The sequence below is a fragment of the Thermosipho japonicus genome, from assembly GCF_014201655.1.
Lineage (GTDB): Bacteria > Thermotogota > Thermotogae > Thermotogales > Fervidobacteriaceae > Thermosipho > Thermosipho japonicus.
Genome location: NZ_JACHEX010000003.1, coordinates 85,596 through 105,043, shown reverse-complemented (window position 1 = coordinate 105,043; position 19,448 = coordinate 85,596). Strand labels below are relative to the sequence as shown.

Below are 19,448 nucleotides of genomic sequence, written 5' to 3'. Positions count from 1 at the left end.
AATTGGGGAGAGTAAATATTTTGCAAAAAATAGAAAGATTTTATTATTAGTAATTCTAATTATAATAGGATCTTTTTTGGAATGTAATAATGTTTCCTAAGTATGCAGAAGTAGAATTTATTTATATCAAAATTGTTGTCTTTTTCTCAAGCTTTAAAAAGAGGTGAAAAGTTGATTTGAAAGCTTTTTTTATCTTGAGATTTGAAAGGGTTGAATTGTTTAAAATCACTACTTTAAATGAACTTTATAAAAGAAAGAGAGAATATATCCGTATTGTAATGTCTCCCAAGAAATTAGACAAAAATCAAGAAATTTTTGTATAACTTAGATATTTTTTGTATACCTCCCGGAGACTTCTGTGTTTCAACGCGCTGTGTGGATATTTTTTGTTGTAAAATTCTTCATTTTCTTTTTTGACGATCTTTCCAATCTATACAGTATTAAATAGTTTGAAGAGTATTTTTGTAGTAAAATAAAATTGAAGAGAACACTTTCATGGGTTACACCTTCATATTGATGTTTTATATATGTAACAGGTGTAGCCTTTTTTATTATTTTCCTATTGAAAGTTATTGATGATACTTTTAATTGGAGGGGTTGAAAAGTGGGTTTCTTAGAAGATTGGAAAAATGATTCAAACATACTAAGAGCATATTTAAAGGTAAGGAATGCACTTAACGGAAGTTTGGTTGAAAGTGAAGCATTTGAATGGGAATGGAATTTAGAAGGAAAAATTAAAGAAATTAAAAGCATGATTGATATTATTGCGGCTACTGATTCTAAAGAAGATTTTTTTATTCCACTCTATTACTATAAAATACCAAAATCATCTGGGAAAACTAGAGATTATTATTACATACCATTTGATTTTCAAGTCCTTTGGATAAGCTTTTTGAACATTTTTGGACCTCCAATAGACAAAATTATGCCAAGATATTCTTTTGGAAATAGAATGTGGAGATTTTTAGGGAAAAATTTAAAGACTGGAAAATGGGAATATAGTGATTACAATGTGCCAAGCAAAGAAATATATAGATCATTTAATATGTCATATAAACCATTTAGAAGATACCAAAAGATTTTTTTAGGAAATATTCTTAGACTAGAACTTACAGATATTGAAAAAGAATTACTGAATATGGAAGAAAATTTGGATGGAGAAGCTATTTGGGTTCATAAAAAGATTAAAAACAAAGAGAAGGACTTTGATGTATGGAAGAGTAAATTTCCACTATTTTGCTACAAAAATATTGATAATTGTACTTCTAAAATAGATAAATTATTCTATATGAAAATTGATATTAAAAGATTTTTTCCTTCCATAAATATCAAAAATTTATTGAACAATGTTAAAAAAATACTTGAGTTTACTAGTTTGAGTGAAGACAAAAATAAAATTAAGAATTACTTAGAAAAACTATTGAATTTTCAAATAAAAGGAGCTTTTGGAAACCACGACAGTCCAACAAACGTAGGTCTCCCAGTTGGATTGTTGGCATCTGGCTTTATGTCCAATATCTATCTTTTCAATCTCGATGTTAAGATGGATGAATTGATCAATGAGAAATTCGATAATAGAGAAATATTTGGCTATTTTAGATATGTAGACGATATTGTGCTTATTTCAAGTAATTTTCAAACCTTAATTAATACTGCAAAAGATATTGAAAAAGACTTGAAAGAGCTAGGGCTTAGTATAAATTTAGATAAACTAAAGCCTAGTATTTTGAACGATTACTACAAATATTGCAAAGCTTTTTTGGATAAGAATACAAATGATAATAATTCCTTTTTTAATCGAGTATTAAACTTACTAAAATTAAATGATTCAAATAAAATTAATGATGATGAGGAAAAATTTAACGAAAACTTCTTAAGAATAATTTTTAATGAAGATGATTTAGTAGAAATAGATAGTTTAAGAAAAATGTTTTTAGAAAATTTTACTTTAACTAGAGAAAATTATCAAGACTTTCAAACAACAGTTTTTAACGAAATGTCTATTCTGTCCGAAAAAATATTTGGTTTATCTACAATGAAAGAGCTTTTAGAAAGTTTTGATCGTACAAGAAATTTGATTAGATCATATTTTGATGAAGATAAAATCGCACCACAAACCCGTAGATCATTTTCTGCGCATTTAATTACAAAAATTGTTGAAAATGCATTAAAACACCCTTTAATCTTTAAGTCAGAACAATGGTGTAATTTAGAAAAAGAATTAAAATTGGAAGGTTTCTCAAATGTTATAAAATTAAATGAAGAAAGAGAAAACAAAGTAAAAATTAGAACTTTAATAGAGAACGCACTTTTAGACCTAGAATATGCTATTATCAATACTCCTTCTAAAACGAAACTTTATAAAAGATATATAGAACTTATATTTCTAATATATTCTAATGGAGATAAATTTTCAGATCCTTGTAAAAATAAAATTAAAAAAAATTACCTAGTCAAAATTTTAGATTTTATTGAGGAAAAGGTAATGATAGAAAATGATGGGAAGGCATATCTTTACTTGGAATTTTTAAAGTATATAAATCAAGTATTAAGAAAAAATTTGTACGAAAACGTTTATATTCCTGAAGAATTTATAAGGGATATTAATAATGTAATTAAAAAAATTTTAGATGGAAAAAAAATGAGTTTGTTTGAAAACAATCCTATGCTAGTATCTGAATTATTAGATTTAATAACACTATTGGATTTTAAAAATAAGAAGTTCAAGGAGAAAATTCTGAAAGGAGCAGAACGTATCAGCAACGAAAATGAATATAAAAAGATAATTAATTCAAAAGTTTCTGTCTATAATTTGTCAACTGAAACTAAAGATGATGAAAGTCTATGTTACAAATTACTGATTAACATGTTTCGAGCAAAACGAGATGATTTGGAATCTTCTAAGCTTATTCTTGAAAGTGTAGAAAATAATAAAAATATTTCAGAAAAATTAAAGGCTTACATGTTTTTTAGAATGTATTCATCTTTAGAAAATAAAAAACTAAAAGAAGAAATTTTAATAAAATCTTTAAAAGTGCTTGAAGAAATAAAAGATAATGATGGCATTAATAAATTAGTCCAATTATTAGTAAAAGGAACATATGACAATATTCTTCCCGACACAGCCAGTGTCAAGAAGACGCTTAAAGATTTAATTGATAAAACGAAGGAGGAACCAAATCGTGAATTAATTTTAAATAATATTAACGAATATCTGCAGGTAAAATGTCAAAGAGATAAGTCTGACATGGGAGAAATATCTTTGACAAATTTTGTGAAAATTGCTAAGTTATCCTATTTTCAAAAATTACTATTAATATATTTACTTTTTGAAATTCAAGATTTTTTAGAAGATGATTTGGATGGTATCTTTAAAATAAAAATTGATACAAAATCTTTCAACAAACTAAGCCAAGAAATTTTAGGTGGTAAAAAAGAATTAGATAAATTAGATAAAAAAGAAGAAGAAAAGGAAAAAGATGAAAAAGAGAGAGAAGAAGATATTAAAAAAGTTATTAAAGTTACTTCTCACGAAGATAGTTTAACTAAAAAAGATAAAAAACGTGGACTATATTGGATTATAATTCAAATTTTAAAACAAGAATTTTTATTAGAAAGTTTTTCTTCTCAAATTGAACTTGAAAAAAGAAATCTTTTCAGGGATGTATGGAAGGAACTTACAGAAAATCTTATTGCTAGCAGTTCTATAATAAACAAATTGTCAGATGCTATAGGTAAATATAGCTATGTTGATCTCAAACCTTATGAAAGTTCGAAGAAAGAATTAAAAGAAATAATACGTTTAGAATTGGAAAACATAATTTCTCAAAAGCAATATACTATGAATATTAGATTACCATTAATAATTTATGGGAAGGCTTCTTTAAAACCTTTTTTACGTATAGGAATTTTCCAACCTACTATAAATTATTTTGCAGGTAATTACAAATATATTAATAATGATATGTCTTACAAAGAACCAATTGTAAGTATGTTGAGAAAAGAAATTATAGTAGCATTAAAGGTTTTTCAAGAAAAAGATATAGATCTATTAATTGCACCAGAGCTTTCTATTCCAAAAGATATTGAAAAGGATATAATAGAATGGTCTAAAAAAACTGGTAAAATTGCCATATATGGTACGGAATATTATTTAAATAATGATGAAGTTAGTAATAGATATGTTTTACTTTGGCCTTACAATGACATATATCTTTTAAAAGTTCATGGTTTAAAAAAATATTTCAATAATGTAGAAAGAAAGTACTTCAAAGAAAGAAATATAACAATAGTTGAAGATGATAAAATTGTTATTTACTCGTCTGAAAACATTGGTGTATTTTCAATTTTGATATGTTATGATGCCCTTTCATTAGAAACCCTTTCATTCTTAAAAGGTTATGTCGATACTATATTTGTCCCTGCTTATAACAAAGATGTAAATACATACATAGGATTAGCGGATGCTATGAGTAAATTAGTATTTTGTAACTTTGTTATTGCCAACACTGGGGTGTATGGTGGTTCAGTTGTTAGAATTCCATATTATGATATTCACAAAAGAGAAGCATTAACACTTGAAGGAAATAGGATATTTGGTGCACAAGTAGTAGATATTCCAATAAAACATTTGCAAAATTACAGAAAAGAAATTTCAAAAATGGGCGAAGAGCCTAATGATAGAAAATTCAAAGCTTTTCCTCCGGGATATGAATATAGAGAAATTTAATGTTTTTAGTTTACTTTGATCAATGAGTTTTTTTACTTTTTAATATAAAATATTAAAATCCTATACTATTTTTTTAAAAAATGAAAAATTGGAATTGATAAAAAGTTATTATTTTGGATCATGTGGATTGATATACATACTAGTGTGAATTATTCAAAAATGAATTTTTTGCAAAAAAGCAAATATCTTCTATTATAGCATGCCATATGCTATAATAAAAGTTGGTTTAAGTAAGTTTTAAAATAATGAAAAATAGTATAGAACTGGGAGGTTTTTAGAATGAAAAAAGTTATTCTTTTATTCTTGGTTATCTTAGCTGTAAGTCTATTTTCATACACTGTAAGAGTAGGAGATACTTTAACAATTGAGGTTTTAAATCAACCACAGCTTTCAAGAACAGTTAAAGTAGCATTTGATGGAACTATTCCTTATCCATATGCTGGGAATATAATGGTTGTTGGAAAAACAGTTGAAGAAATAGCCCAAATACTAAAACCATACGCAGAGAAAGTTGTAAAAGATCCCCAAATTACAGTTTATGTCGTTGAATATGCACCAATGTTAGTCTTTATACAGGGCGCGGTTAACAAAGTATTTGATATTTCTGTTTATCCGAGCATAACTTTAACGAAGTTATTTTCTTTTGTTGGTATTTCAAAAGATTCAAACGTTGACTTTGAAAGTATTCAAATAAAACGTGGGAATAATATAATTTCAGTTAATCTTTTGCCATATTTTTATCAAGGAAAATTTGATAAAGATATAGTTTTAAAAGAGGGAGACATAATTTATATTCCACCACTTCTAGATAGTAAAACAATAAAGGTAATGGGTGCATATACTCTTGAAATTCCATATGAACCTGATATTAAATTGAGTAATGTCCTTTTAAAACTTGGACCACTAGATGAAAAATATGCAGATATTGAAAATGCAAAAGTATTTGTAGATGGAAAAGTTGTTGAAATCAATCTAAAAGAAGTTATTTCAAACAAAAAAGATATAGAACTTTCTGCTGGTTCAAGGATTTACATTCCAAAGTTCCCAGAATTCTATGTATACATTCAAGGATATGTAAAAAATAAGGGAGAGATAAAGTTTTTACCTGATGAGAAAAAGACTTTAAAAACGTTACTTGCTAAAGCGGGTCTTTTGGATGAAGAAGTTGAAAATGAAGGTATAGTAGTAATTAACAATGAGACAAAATTAAATGTTAAAGATGTAATCTTTGGAAGCCAAGATTACGATCTAAATAAAGGAGATATTGTTCAGGTATTATACGAACCATTCATTGTAAATGTAGTTGGTTTAAACGGCGGAAGTGTTACTTTGCTTCATAATGAACCAAGGACTTTATCATATTTGATTAAGAAGATAGGAATAAGTCAGCCTGAATCAATTGAATCTGTTCAAATAGTAAGAAATGGGAAGATACAAGATTTTGATATAGACAGCCTTATATATGAAAATCCTTCTATATCGCTTGAAAAGTATGACACAGTTGTAATTAAAAACTCTGAAGAAAATGCAGTTTATTTAACAGGAGATGTTGCTTCATATGTGAGTTTTTCTTTGAATGAAAAAATAACACTTCAAAGAATACTAGCAAAAGTTGGACTTTCAGACTATAGAAAAATTGATAGCATTACATTAAACGGAAAAATATTAGATTTTAATAAAGATATGGAAATAGAAAAAGGATCAATACTTAATGTAACTTTAAAAAAACCCATTTATGTAACTGCAATGGGTTATATAAAAAACACTGGAACAGTCGAATTTGATTATGATGAAAGCACTGACCTTAAAACGCTCTTTGGAAAACTTGGAGGATTAATTATTGGTCCAGATTTATATTATACTTCTGATAAGGTATATGTTATAAGAAACGGCCAGATTGTAAACACATTGGATGCAAAAAAGGTGTATGAAGGAAAAGAAAATGCAAAGCTTGAAAATAACGACTTTGTATTTGTGACTGAAAAGAATCCAAATTACGTTTATGTATTTGGAAAAGGTATGCCAAATTCAATGGTTGAATTTACAAATTCTGAACCATTTGATTTTAAAACACTTATTTCAAAAATTGGTGGAATACAGGAAGGAATAAGCAAAACTGTTACGATTTTAAATGGTTCTACAAAGACGACATTTACCTGGGATGAGCATTCAAATATTAAACTTGAAAATGGTAGCACCATTATATTTAATGTTGATACGGAAAACTATGTGTTTGTAGTAGATGAAACAGGAAAAGCTAATATGTTTTATCTTGATAAAGAAAACACAACACTTTATGAAATTATCAGTAAAACAGAGATTGACAAAGGGTATAAATTTGTGAAACTTACAAGAGATGCAACGGAAAAAATAATTGATATTTCAAATATCGAGTACACCCTATCTTTTAATGTAAAACCTGGAGATATTATTAAAGTGATTGATGCTCCACAAAATATAGCATATGTACTTGGCGAGGTTAATAATCCTGGAGTTATTTCAGTCAATGATGGGACAACCGTTCTTGAAGCGATAATTTCTGCTGGATACTTTAGCGAAAAAGCAGCACCTTCAGCAGTTTACCTGTACAAGGGTGGAATTGATGGAGAAGCAATAAAGGTTAACCTGAGTGGAGCAATTAAAGGTGGAAATATTGAAGAAAATCCAAGAGTTGAACCAGGAGACATAGTTTATGTACCAGCCGATGCATTTAAAACAGCACTTGACTGGATACCTATAATAAATAATTTAGTAACACTTTATAATAACATTTATCAAATAGGTAAATAATAAAGTTAAAGGAGGACAAAAATATGGATAACAACCAAATAGACGAATTAACATTATCAGATATTCTAAAAATTTTTAAAAAGAGAAAATTCTGGTTCTGGAGTATCTTTATACTAACAGTTCTTGCAACAGGAGTTTATTTATTCTTTTTTGCAACTCCTATATACGAGGTATCTACTAAAGTTAAAATACCTGCCAAAAGCAATGCGCCATCACTTTCAGGAGCGGCTTCATTAATATTGGGAGGAACAAGTCAGCCAGGACTTTCAGATGAGATAGAGATTATAAAGAGTAGAAAGACTCTTACCAAGGTTATTGAGCAATTAAATTTACTTGATTATTTTAAAAATAAAGCAAAGGATGAAGAAGCAAGGAAAAATATAACCATAAATTCTGTTATTTCAACTCTTCAGGAAAAGATAATATCAGTTCAACCATTAAAAGATACATCATTCATTGAGATAAAAGTTAGTATGGATGATAAAGAACTTGCTTACAAAATTTCCAAAGCACTTATAGACGCATATACTCAAGTTTCAAAAGAGTTAAATAAAGACGAAAATTCCTATATGATAGAGTTTATTCAAAAACAACTCCCTATAACAGAAAAAGAACTAACTGAGATAGAAGAAAAGATAACTAATTTTAAAAAGACAAAATCAGTTCTTCCTTCAAAAGAAGCAGAGATTTTACTGGACAGATTTTCTGATATTGATAAACAATATTTATCTGCTCAGATAGAATACAAGCAATTAAAAGCAAAACTTGAAGAATTAAAAAATAATGTCAGCTATGTAAAAGGTCTTATAGAAAAACTTGAGTATATTCCAAACAGTCCTATAATTTCAACTCTTAGAAGTAAATTAACTGATTATCAGATAGAGTATAATGCGCTTCTTCAAAAATACTCAGAAGATTCACCGGAAGTTGCTGAGTATAAAGCAAGAATAGAGGAGACTCAAAAAAAGATACAGGAAGAAATAAAAAATATTCTTTTAAGTCAATTAAACACAGATGACCCTATTTTGAGTTCTATTTCATCTGACCTTGTTTCTACTCAATCGTCTGTTGAAATTTATAAATCATACCTAAATGCTCTTTTAAGTGTAAGAGAAAACTTGGAAAAACAGATAAAGAATTTACCAGAGCTAGAACAAGAATATTTGTCTTTACAGAGAGATTATCAGTTAAAACAGAATGCGTATATTCTTTTAAAATCAAAGCTTGAAGAGGCAAAACTTACCAAGGCTGGTCTTAATTTAAATGTTCCTATAATTGTTGATGAGCCATTTATTCCTGAAAAGCCTGCAAAGCCTAACAAAAAACTTACTTTGGCAATTGGTGGAGTTCTTGGAATTTTCCTTGGAATTTTGGCTGTATTTTTGTCAGAAGCTAGTGATAAAAAGATTAGAGACTCATTTGATATAGAAAAACTTGTTGAAAAAGAACCAATAGTTCTTACAGGCAATAGTGATTTTACAAACTTGGAATTTTTAAACGAAATTAAAACTATTGCGTTGAACTTACTTAAAAATGAAACACCAAAAACTATTGGTGTTACAAGTGTTGGAAAAGTTGAAGAAAAAGATGATATTACTTTAAGGCTTGCAGAATTTTTCTCTTCAACAGGAAGAACTATTTTGATTGATTTTGAGGGGAAATATATTTCACGAGGCTTGAAGGGAACAGATAAAGGTAATATCTATAATTTTAAGGAAAATTTATATGTTTTTTCTATTGCTAAAACATCTGAAACATCTGAATTTTTGAAATTGATTAGTAATTTTGAAAAAGATTTTGAGAATATTATGCAAAATTATGACTATATAATCTTTAACTTGCCAAACTATGAAAATCCTGATGTTTTGGCATTTGTAAAATACTGTGAAAAGTTCGTTTTGATTGCAAAAAAAGATGTTAGCGAAAAAGAAAGTTTCTTAAAGGCATATACTGAATTAGTTGATTCGGTTGTAGTTTTGAAAGAGTAGTATTGTGTATTTAATTTGGTACAAAATATAATTGGGACAATTTATTGATTTTCTTTTTAAAGAAATTGTTGAATAAGGGTATTGGAGGGGTTATGAAAAAGATATTAAAAAAGCTTTTTGTTTTGTTTTCAAAAGCTATACTTTCTCTTTTTTTCGATAGGAAATATTTAAAAGGGAAATGGTTTGAAGATAAAATAGATGGATGGTTTTGGGCCTGGAGAAGTGTTTGGTTTCAGAAAATATTAGGATTTAATAGAAGAGTTCCTTGGCCGGTGTCTCATCAAATAATTGTTGGGAATCCTAATGATATTATTTTTGATGTGGACGATTTAAATAATTTTCAAGGATTTGGTAAATATTTTCAATCTGGTTATGGAAAAATAGTTATTGGTAAAGGGACGTTAATAGCTTCAAATGTAGGAATAATTACTGGCAATCATAATCCTTGTAAATTGGAAGAACATTTGCCCGGTAAAGATGTAATAATAGGTGAAAATTGCTGGATAGGTATGAATGTAGTAATACTTCCAGGCGTGATTTTAGGTCCTAGAACTATTATAGGTGCTGGAAGTGTTGTAACACATAGTTTTCCCGAAGGGAATTGTATAATTGCAGGTAATCCTGCAAGGATTATAAAAAAATTAGAATGTAAAGATAATAACCTTGGAGGCGAATAAGTGTCAATAAAAAAATCGGGTTCTATTTTATTTGCTTCAAAAGTTATAAAAACTATATTTGATATAGCATCCATAATGCTTTTATCAAGATTTTTGTTTATATCTGACTATGGTATATATAGACAAGTTTTGATATCTCAACAATTGGTAATAAGTATACTGACTTTGGGAATACCAAATTCAGCATTATTTTATTTGTCTACTGAAAGAAAAAAAGAGTATTTGACAAATTTATATGTTAGTCTGACTTCTTTTTCAGTTTTGGTATTGATTATTTCACCGTTTTTGGCAGATTTGTTTGATGCAAATTTTAAAGTAAATTTTTTTAAGAACAATGTTCTTATAATTTCTCTGATATATTCACTAGGTATTTTTTCCTCTGCAACAGAAAATATTTTAGTTGCTTTAAATAGAACAAAAAAACTAATTTCTTATACGTTAATTCCCACTTTTTTTTGGTTTTTAGGACTGTTGTTTTATTTAATTTTCGAAAAATATACTATATTGAATATTTTGGTTCTATTAATTTTAAGATATATTATTGGAATTTTACTTTTGATTAGCTTTACTCGTAAAGATATTAATTTTAGATATCTTAATTTAAAAATGGTAAGAGAAATTGTTATTTTTGGTGTTCCAATAGGTTTATCAACGATTTTAGGAATGTTGAATAAAAATGTGGATAAGTTGGTAGTTGGATATTTTGTTGACAGTGTTGATTTTGCAATTTTTTCAAATGGAGCATATGAAATACCATTTCTTTCTCTTTTAACATCTTCTCTTTTTACAGTTTTAATTCCCGAATTGAAAAAGTTAAAAGACTTAGATAATGTTCAAAAATTAAAGGAATTGTGGATTCGTTCTGGAAATATAATGGTTACATTAATGATTCCAATTGCTAGTTCACTAATATTTTTTGCAAAGCCATTTATAGTCTTTATTTTCTCAGAAAAATATTTAGCATCGATCCCTTATTTTAGAATTTATCAAATCATGTTGTACTTTAGAATTTATGTTTATGGCTCCATATTTGTGGCAACAAAAAACAACAGGCTTTTCTTAATTAATGCAGTCTATTCTTTAATATTTAATCTAATTTTGGACATTCTTTTAGTGATAAAATTAGGTCCTATTGGAGCAGTTATTGCTACTGTTTTAACTACAGTATTTTTAGTATTTTTACAATTGTTTAATATAAAAAATATTTTGAATATAAAATTTTCTGAAACCTTTCCATGGATAAATTGGTTTAAATCAATTGTTGTTACTGTCGGTATTAACTCTGGATTTTATATTTTTTATAGCTTGTTTTCTAGTAATTTATTGGGATTGTTATTTATGTTTTTATCTTTTGTTGTTTCATTTCTTGTTTTGTCAAAATTGGTGAATAATGAAATTTTAAAATACGTTTTTTCCGTTTTAAAAATAATTAATTTAAAGAAATAGATTCTGTGAGGTGCTTTTATGAAAATTCTTATAATTGGTCATATGCATACAAAAAGAGATAAAAGAGTTTTTAAAACGGTAGAAATGCTTTCTAGAGAACATAAAGTTATTTATCAATACTATTCAACAGAAGAACATAAAAGTTATCAAGAAGGTAATATAACATATATTCCTTTGAGATATTCAGATCCCATTTCTTTGCCAAATAAAATAAATTTTAAAGTGAAATTAAAAAATATAAAAAATTTGGCAAAAATAGAAGAAAAAATATTAATGTTAATTAAAGAAATGGATTATGACATTTTATACTTTCATTATTTTTTAACTAGATTTCCTTTAAAATCATTTAAAATAGCCAAAAAAAGGAATAAAAAAATAATTTATGATATTCATGAATACCATCCTGAGAATTACTATAAGCACTTAAGTGGAATAAAAAAAGCTTTAAAAGAGAAAATAATGTGGTATATCTTAAAAAAACAGTTTATTATGTCAGATAAATTGATTTTTGTTTCTAAAGAAATGAAAGAGGATATGTATAAGATATTAAAAATAAAAAAGCCTTATTTAATAGTTCCAAATTATGCTAATGTCACTTTGAAAACTAGTAAAAAAGAAAAGGAAATTGTATTTGTAGGAAAAACCCCAAGAAATATTGATTATGAAAAGGAGATTATAAATAAATTAATTTTGTTTGGTTTCAAATTTAAGATTATTGGTATGGATTCAGAATATTTCAAAGATATTCCTCATGAGTTTACTTCATTTTTACCGTATGAGGAAATGATGAAAGAATTATCAAAAGCTTCATTTTCACTTGTTTCATATGAATCATTTGGAAATGAACAAAAAAATTATTTTTATTCTTTTCCGCATAAATTTTTTGACTCGATTGCTGCTGGGACACCTGTTATTATTAATAAGAATTTTATTTCAATGGCAAATGAGGTAAAAAAACACAATATTGGGGTTGTAATAGATCCAAAAGATGTTAATGGTTCTGTTCAGCAAGTAATGAAAGCATATGAAAATTACAGCAGTATTTTGGAGAATATTGAAAAATTCAAAAATTTGTATGTATGGGACAAAGAAAAAGAAAAAGCATTTATAAATTTTATATTAAATTAACTTTTTAGGAGGTAAAGATGAATTTAATTTTTGTAGCTCTTGATAATCGCGATGATCCAACTTCAATAGGGCCTTCTTTAAAAATAAAACAGCAGTGTGAAGCCTTAGAATTTAATGGAATTAATGTATATGAGCTTATAGTGAAAAATAAGGCTATATATATTAGAAATGGAGAAGAAATAAAAAAAATTTATGATTTTAAAAATAAAAGTGTTATTGAAGGAAATGAAAGTATATTTTTGAGAAAATTGAAAATTTTACGCAGAATGAAAGAGATTTTTGACATTTTGATAGATTATATAAAAAGTGAAAAAATTGAAACTGCTTATGTTAGAAATTTACTACCTTGGAATTATTTTGCTGTAAAATTTATTAAAAAATTGAGAAAAATAGAAAAAGTTGTGATTTTAGATGTACCTACATACCCATACGATAAAGAACTATCTAAAATTAATTTAATTTTAGATAGTTTTTATAATAAACATCTAAAAGGGAAAATTGATTTTATTGTTACCACTTCCGATGAAAGTAAAATCTATGGAATAAAAGCTATAAAAATTACAAATGGCATTGATGTTAAAAGATATAAGCTTAAACGAAAAATAGAAAAAGAAGATGAAATTAATTTAATAGGTGTTGCCAATGTATCTCCCTGGCACGGGTATGATAGGGTAATTAGAGGGCTTAAGGAATATTACAAAGATAGTCCTAATGTAAAAGTATTCTTTCATATAGTTGGAGAAGGGAGGGGACTTAATAATTTAAAAGCTTTAACTAAAAATCTAGGCCTTACAGAATATGTTATATTTCATGGATATAAAACTGGTGAAAGATTAGACGAGATATTTGATATTAGCAATATTGCGATTGGCTCACTTGGTTTGCATAGAATAGGTCTTTTAAAATCAAGCACCTTAAAGTTAAGAGAATATTGTGCAAGAGGTATACCATTTATATTTTCTTCCACTGATGAAGATTTTGAAGAAAGTTTTGAATTTATGTTTAGGGTTCCTTCCGATGAAAGCCCAATAAACATAAAAGAAATATTAAATTTTTACAAACATATAAAAAATAAAAATTATCCTTCTCTGATGAGAAGTTATGCAGAAAGAAAATTAAGCTGGAATAATAAAATGAAAAAGATTGTGGATGAGCTCAAAAAAGTATTGGATAATATGAACTAGTTTATAGTCTTTGTAAAAACTCGTATTTTTCAGTGATGTTTTTTTCGAGTATATAATTGTTGAGATACAAATTTTCTGAATTTTCTTTCATTTCCTTGATTTTGTTTTCATCGAGCTTCAAAAACTCTTCAATAGCTTTACTTAAACTTTTTGGAGAAAGCTCTTTCGCTAAAATTGCGTTGAAATTTTCAATAGCAATTTCGCTGACCCCGCCGACGTTTGTTGCGACAATTGGAAGAGAAGCTGCAGTTGCTTCCATTAGAACTACTGGTAGGCCTTCACTTCTACTTGAAAGAACAAAACAATCACTTTTTAATAGTTCTACGATTAGCTTGTCTTTTTCAATCCACTGATTCAACTTAACATAGTTATTTAACTTATGTTTTTTTACAAAAGACATATATTTTCTATATAGCTTTCCACCGCCGAAAATTTCAAAGCGGATATTTTTAATGTTTTTGTTGTATACAAGATCATAAACAGCTTTTAGAAGAATGTCAACACCTTTCACTGGAATGTATCTAGATACACTTAAGAATCTTATAAAACTTTCTTTTTTGTTATTAACCAAGGATTTTTTAGCTTTTAATTTATTGTAAAACTCTAGAGAAACTCCTAACCTAAACACTTTTATTTTCTCAGGAGGTATTTGATATTTTTTAGCAAGGTAATTTTTGTTTGTTTGAGATATTGTAATAACTGCTTTAGCTTTTTTAAGTATTTTATTCAAGTTTTTCGGGGGATGTATATATATATCTGAACCGTGACCTTGGCAAACAAATTCAGTATTAGTTATTATACTGATATAGTAAGCAATGATGGTAGCTCTTGATAACCAATAGGAAAATATGATATCATTAGGCTTAAGTTTTATTTTCCTTAGAATTGCAAGAGCTAGAAGATATGAGTATATGTTTCTAATGAATTCTTTAGGATTTTTTACAAAAACAAATTTTAGAACTTTTAAATATTTAAGATAATTAGATTTATTTTTGGGAAATAAAAGTTCTAGAATACCTTGGAACAAATTAAAATGACTAACTTTGCTGTTGCTGTTATTGCAAGGCTTGTGCCTAGAAAAGCTTAAAATTTTTACATTATTAAAATTTTTAATTGCGAATTCCATTTCTTGGGAATTAAAAGTTTCAAATTTTTCAGGGTAAGAATTTGTAATAATGTATATATTTCTACCTTCCATTTCATCCTCCACGATTGGTGTTTTATTACTTATTGATTAGAAATAATTAATACTTTATGCAAATTTCTATAAGTATTTTATCATAATAGTAAAAAGAAAGGGTATAATGTTTTTGATGATTTAAATCTGTTAAGGTCTATTTTTAGTAATAGTGCTATAATTTTATTGAAGATTATTAAAATGATTGATTTTGCGAGGTGAAAATATGAAAGTATTAAGTTTGGTAGGTGCAAGACCACAGTTTATAAAAGAGGCAGTCATACATAAAGAATTCGAAAGAAATGGGATAAAAGAAATTTTAGTTCACTCAGGTCAACATTATGATAAGAATATGTCTGGTATATTCTTTGAAACATTAAAAATAAAAGTGCCAGATTATTATTTAAATGTTGGGTCAGGGAATCATGGTGAAATGACTGGTAAAATAATGATAGAGTTTGAAAAGGTAGTAATAAAGGAAAAGCCAGATGTAATTTTAGTGTATGGGGATACAAATACAACACTTGCGGGGGCACTGGTAGCAAGTAAACTGAAAATACCTGTAGCTCATATTGAGGCTGGTATTAGGCAAGAGCCAAAGGATATGCCAGAAGAAATAAATAGAGTATTAACAGATAGAATTTCGAAGTATCTTTTTTGCCCAAGTGAGCTTGCAGTAAAAAATTTAAAAGCTGAAGGAATTACAAAAGGTGTCTACTTTGTTGGAGATGTGATGTATGACTTATATAAAATAATGGAGCCTAAATTTAACTATGATGTCTTTAACGATTTAAAATTAAAGGAAAATGAATATATAGTTATGACATTACACAGAGACTTTAATGTTGATAATAATGAAAAATTAGAAAAAATACTTCAGCAAGTAGAAAAAATATCTAAAGAAACAACAATAGTATTTACAGTGCATCCAAGAACTAAAAAAAGAATAAAAGAATTTAATTTAGAAAAGTATTTAGAAAAAGTTATAGTATTAGAACCGATAGATTATTTGAATTTAATGGGATTAGTTAAAAGATGTTGGAAAATAATAACAGATAGTGGCGGTTTACAAAAAGAAGCGTATTTTTCTAAAAAACAGGCAATAGTAATTATGCCAGATACTGGTTGGAGGGAATTAATAGAATTAAAATGGAATAAATTAGCAAATGAAAACAATATTTATGAAAAAATATTTGAAGATAACAATTCAGACTATCCAAATAATGTATATGGGAATGGTGAAGCTAACAAAAAAATTATTAAGATTATCTTAAATAATCAGGAGTTGAAATTTTGAAAGTAGTAATTCTAAATCATTATGCAAGTATACCTTCTTTTGGCTCAGCAGAAACCAGGCATTATGAAATAGGAAAAAGATTAGTTGAAAAAGGGCATGAAGTTTCTATTGTTGTAGGTAATTATTCGCATTTATTACAAAGAAGATGGACAGAATTAAAAGATAATTATTTTGTAGAAAATGGTGTGGAATATTTTGTTGTAGATACAAGGGAGTATAAAAGTAACGGGGTAAGTAGATTTTTCTCTTCGTATGATTATTATAAAAATGGGAAAAAACTGCTATTAAAAAAACCAGATATAATTGTAGCATCTTCACCTCATCCTTTTGCTTGGAAGCTTGGAAGTTATTATTCTAAAAAGTATAAAGTACCGTATGTAGTGGAAATTAGAGATATATGGCCAGATGATTTAATTGAAGCTGGAATATTACCAGTAAAACATATAGTTGTTAAGGTTTTTGATTATATGTGCAAAAAGTATTATTCTAAATCTTCTGGTATAATAAGTCTTGTGCCAGATATTTCAGAACATTTAAAAAGATTAAAGATTATTTTTGAAAAACCAATATATTTTATACCTAATGGTATTGATACCAAAATATTTAACAATGTTATGAGAGAAGATATTGTTGATGAGTTATTTAATAAGATTCCAGAAAATACAATTAAGATTGTATATACGGGTTCACTAGGCCCTTCTAACGGGTTGGATTATATAGTTAAAGAAATAAAAAAATTACCTGATAATTTAAAAAATAAATTTTCATTTGTTTTTATAGGTGCTGGTTCGAAAAAAGATGAATTAAAAAAGATAGCTCAAAGTGAAAAAAATGTGTATTTTTTTGATCCAATACCTAAAAAGTATATTCCATATTTAATTAAGGAAAAAAGTGATATATTGTTGTTTTCTCTTAGTGACTTTAACAATACAAAATATCCAGCATATAGCTCTTTCAAATTAATGGATTATATGGCATCTGGTAAACCTATCTTGAGTATTTATCATCCTGGCTTACTACTATCTGAAACAGAAGACGCAATTTTTTATATTCCAAAAAAAGAAGGATCATTTGAAAAAGCAATTTTTTATATTTTTAATAACTTAGATGATGTCTTAAAAATGGGTAAAAAAAATAAAGAATATATAGAAAAATATAGAAAATGGGATGTATTAGTAGAAGAATTTGAAGATATTTTGATTAGCATGTTGAAGAAATGAATTTTAAATATTAAAGTAAATTGGTTTAACAGAGGGGTGATTTACATGTATATTTCTGAAACAGCAAAAGTAGGTAAAAATGTAAAATTTGGACATAACGTTGTTATTGAAGATAATGTAATAATAGACGATGAAGTGGTTATAGGACACAATGTAGTAGTTAAAGAAGGCACAGTTATTGGGAAAGGCTGTGTTATAGCAGATAATACTGTTTTAGGTAAAAAGCCTTTTAAGGCAAGTGCTTCAGCTACAACAGAAGAGAAAACTTTACCACCTCTTGTTTTAGGGGAATATGTAACAATAGGTGCTAACTGTGTTATATATAGAGGAGCGATTTTGAAAGACTTTGTTTTTGTTGGGGACCTTGCAAGTATTAGAGAAGATGTAGAAATAGATGAATATACAATTATTGGTAGGGGTGTTACTGTTGAAAATAAAACAAGGATTGGAAAGTATGTAAAAATAGAGACAGAAGCATATATAACGGCAATTTCTACCATAGAAGATTACTGTTTTGTAGCACCAGAAGTTACATTTACTAACGATAACTTTCTTGGGAGGACAGAAGAAAGAAAGAAATACTTTAAGGGGCCAACTTTGAGGAAAGGTGCAAGAATAGGTGCAAATGCAACTATTTTACCTGGGATTGAAATAGGGGAAGATGCATTAATTGCTGCAGGCGCTGTTGTTACAAAAAATGTGCCACCTAAAAAAATATTTGCGGGAGTTCCCGCAAAAGAATTTAGAGATGTACCAGAAGAGCAGCTTTTGAAAAATCAAAAGTATTATAAAGAATGAGATTAGTTATATAGTTTAAATGATATAAAGTTTATAAATTAGTCATTCAAAAACATTTCCCGCCTTTTAACAAGTGTAAAGGTGGGATTTTTTATTTTTAGTAAAAATGATGTTTTGAACAGATTGAGAGCATTAAGTTAAAGATAAATAGAAACCCTGGTCAATGTAAAAATTATTTTTCAATCAATCTAATCATCTTAGGATGATCAAAAAGTATGTCTATTAACATTGTTAACTGCTGCCCTAGTACCATTTATGTAATTTGTGCCTTTAGTGTTCTTTCATTCATTCCCTTCATCTTTATCCACTGCTTCAGCCTTTCTATATACCATTCTATTTCCCCATTTTCTTTCATTTTTTTCAATAAACTCCCATTGCCAGTATCCTCTAGCATAACTTCTGCATGGTCTACCTCTTTATTATTCCCTATCTCAAAATCTAATAACACTTTTACCTTTGATTCGTATAAAAAGGGTTAAAATTAAAACAAGTATATGATCAGGATACTTTCTTAGATACATTCTTTTAGATTTGTCAAAGACAAGAATAGGTATTTTATTGAGTAATTTTTGTAGTAAAATAATATTGAGATGAATATTGATGGGCTACATCTCCTTGTTAGGGATTGTTTTTGTTACAAAAATAATTTTAGCAGGTGTAGTCCTTTTCTTATATCCAAATTTAACTTTGCTTTAACCAGGGGCAAGTTTTAATGGATAAATTTTAGAAAAAAGATAAAAAAGAAGAAACAAAATTTTTATAGTTAAATTCAGTCGATGTGCAGTAGTGTAAAAAGTCCTGGAGATCGACTGAAAAAAATAAAAAAACTATGTAACTTCAAAATATTTCATGTTAATATTGTTTATTTTTTGTTATGATTTTTTCAACAAGGTTGCACAAAGTAATAAAATGTAATATAATTACAATGTAATCTATGGTTTGTACCTTACCTTGTAGGAATTGAAACATAGAAGTATCACTTTGTCTGTCTGATGAATATCTTGCGTTTGTACC

The 19,448-nt window shown here is 27.4% G+C and carries 11 protein-coding genes and 1 CRISPR repeat array (1 of these 12 only partly in view); of the genes, 10 read left to right on the top strand and 1 reads right to left on the bottom strand.

The annotated features are described in order from the left end of the window. Positions 1 to 604 precede the first annotated feature (604 nt). The 7 genes from HNP65_RS06260 (at position 605) to HNP65_RS06230 (ending at position 13,942) form a co-directional block, all read left to right on the top strand. On the top strand, positions 605 to 4,729 hold the full coding sequence (locus HNP65_RS06260; RefSeq protein WP_184619432.1) for a reverse transcriptase domain-containing protein: 4,125 nt from the start codon (positions 605 to 607) through the stop codon (positions 4,727 to 4,729). 279 nt (positions 4,730 to 5,008) lie between these two features. Further along, positions 5,009 to 7,519, top strand: a complete 2,511-nt coding sequence (locus HNP65_RS06255; protein ID WP_184619431.1) for a polysaccharide biosynthesis/export family protein — start codon at positions 5,009 to 5,011, stop codon at positions 7,517 to 7,519. 23 nt (positions 7,520 to 7,542) lie between these two features. Further along, on the top strand, positions 7,543 to 9,507 hold the full coding sequence (locus tag HNP65_RS06250; RefSeq protein WP_184619430.1) for a GumC family protein: 1,965 nt from the start codon (positions 7,543 to 7,545) through the stop codon (positions 9,505 to 9,507). 92 nt (positions 9,508 to 9,599) lie between these two features. Next, a complete protein-coding gene (locus tag HNP65_RS06245; RefSeq protein ID WP_184619429.1) occupies positions 9,600 to 10,184 on the top strand; it encodes an acyltransferase in 585 nt (194 codons plus the stop codon). Next, entirely contained in the window at positions 10,185 to 11,630 is a 1,446-nt protein-coding gene (locus HNP65_RS09955) for an oligosaccharide flippase family protein (protein WP_184619428.1), read from the top strand. It abuts the gene before it with no gap. A gap of 18 nt (positions 11,631 to 11,648) precedes the next feature. Continuing rightward, positions 11,649 to 12,758 carry a glycosyltransferase gene (locus HNP65_RS06235; RefSeq protein ID WP_184619427.1) on the top strand — a complete coding sequence of 370 codons (1,110 nt, stop codon included), beginning with the start codon at positions 11,649 to 11,651 and terminating at the stop codon, positions 12,756 to 12,758. A gap of 17 nt (positions 12,759 to 12,775) precedes the next feature. Further along, the gene (locus tag HNP65_RS06230; RefSeq protein WP_184619426.1) at positions 12,776 to 13,942 is read left to right on the top strand and encodes a glycosyltransferase; all 1,167 of its coding nucleotides are present in this window, start codon (positions 12,776 to 12,778) and stop codon (positions 13,940 to 13,942) included. A gap of 1 nt (position 13,943) precedes the next feature. Here the strand turns inward: HNP65_RS06230 and HNP65_RS06225 are convergent, their stop codons facing one another. After that, a complete protein-coding gene (locus tag HNP65_RS06225) occupies positions 13,944 to 15,140 on the bottom strand; it encodes a glycosyltransferase family 4 protein (protein WP_184619425.1) in 1,197 nt (398 codons plus the stop codon). Positions 15,141 to 15,345: 205 nt separating this feature from the next. Between HNP65_RS06225 and wecB the strand changes: the two genes are divergently transcribed. The 3 genes from wecB to HNP65_RS06210 are packed head-to-tail and all read left to right on the top strand — an operon-like array spanning position 15,346 to position 18,434. After that, on the top strand, positions 15,346 to 16,416 hold the full coding sequence (wecB, locus tag HNP65_RS06220) for a non-hydrolyzing UDP-N-acetylglucosamine 2-epimerase (RefSeq protein ID WP_184619424.1): 1,071 nt from the start codon (positions 15,346 to 15,348) through the stop codon (positions 16,414 to 16,416). After that, positions 16,413 to 17,636, top strand: coding sequence for a glycosyltransferase family 4 protein (locus tag HNP65_RS06215; RefSeq protein WP_184619423.1), 1,224 nt, complete (start codon positions 16,413 to 16,415; stop codon positions 17,634 to 17,636). Before wecB ends, HNP65_RS06215 begins: the two co-directional genes overlap by 4 nt. 45 nt (positions 17,637 to 17,681) lie before the next feature. After that, a complete protein-coding gene (locus HNP65_RS06210) occupies positions 17,682 to 18,434 on the top strand; it encodes an acyltransferase (RefSeq protein WP_184619422.1) in 753 nt (250 codons plus the stop codon). 937 nt (positions 18,435 to 19,371) lie between these two features. Then, positions 19,372 to 19,448: direct repeats of the CRISPR family, unit length 30 nt; unit sequence GTTTGTACCTTACCTTGTAGGAATTGAAAC (it continues 493 nt past the right edge of the window).

Excerpts from the sequence above, each read along its gene's own strand:
- HNP65_RS06255 (WP_184619431.1), top strand. The coding sequence starts at position 5,009 with ATGAAAAAAGTTATTCTTTTATTCTTGGTTATCTTAGCTGTAAGTCTA.
- HNP65_RS06250 (WP_184619430.1), top strand. The coding sequence starts at position 7,543 with ATGGATAACAACCAAATAGACGAATTAACATTATCAGATATTCTAAAA.
- HNP65_RS06245 (WP_184619429.1), top strand. The coding sequence starts at position 9,600 with ATGAAAAAGATATTAAAAAAGCTTTTTGTTTTGTTTTCAAAAGCTATA.
- HNP65_RS06235 (WP_184619427.1), top strand. The coding sequence starts at position 11,649 with ATGAAAATTCTTATAATTGGTCATATGCATACAAAAAGAGATAAAAGA.
- HNP65_RS06230 (WP_184619426.1), top strand. The coding sequence starts at position 12,776 with ATGAATTTAATTTTTGTAGCTCTTGATAATCGCGATGATCCAACTTCA.
- HNP65_RS06225 (WP_184619425.1), bottom strand. The coding sequence starts at position 15,140 with ATGGAAGGTAGAAATATATACATTATTACAAATTCTTACCCTGAAAAA.
- wecB (WP_184619424.1), top strand. The coding sequence starts at position 15,346 with ATGAAAGTATTAAGTTTGGTAGGTGCAAGACCACAGTTTATAAAAGAG.
- HNP65_RS06210 (WP_184619422.1), top strand. The coding sequence starts at position 17,682 with ATGTATATTTCTGAAACAGCAAAAGTAGGTAAAAATGTAAAATTTGGA.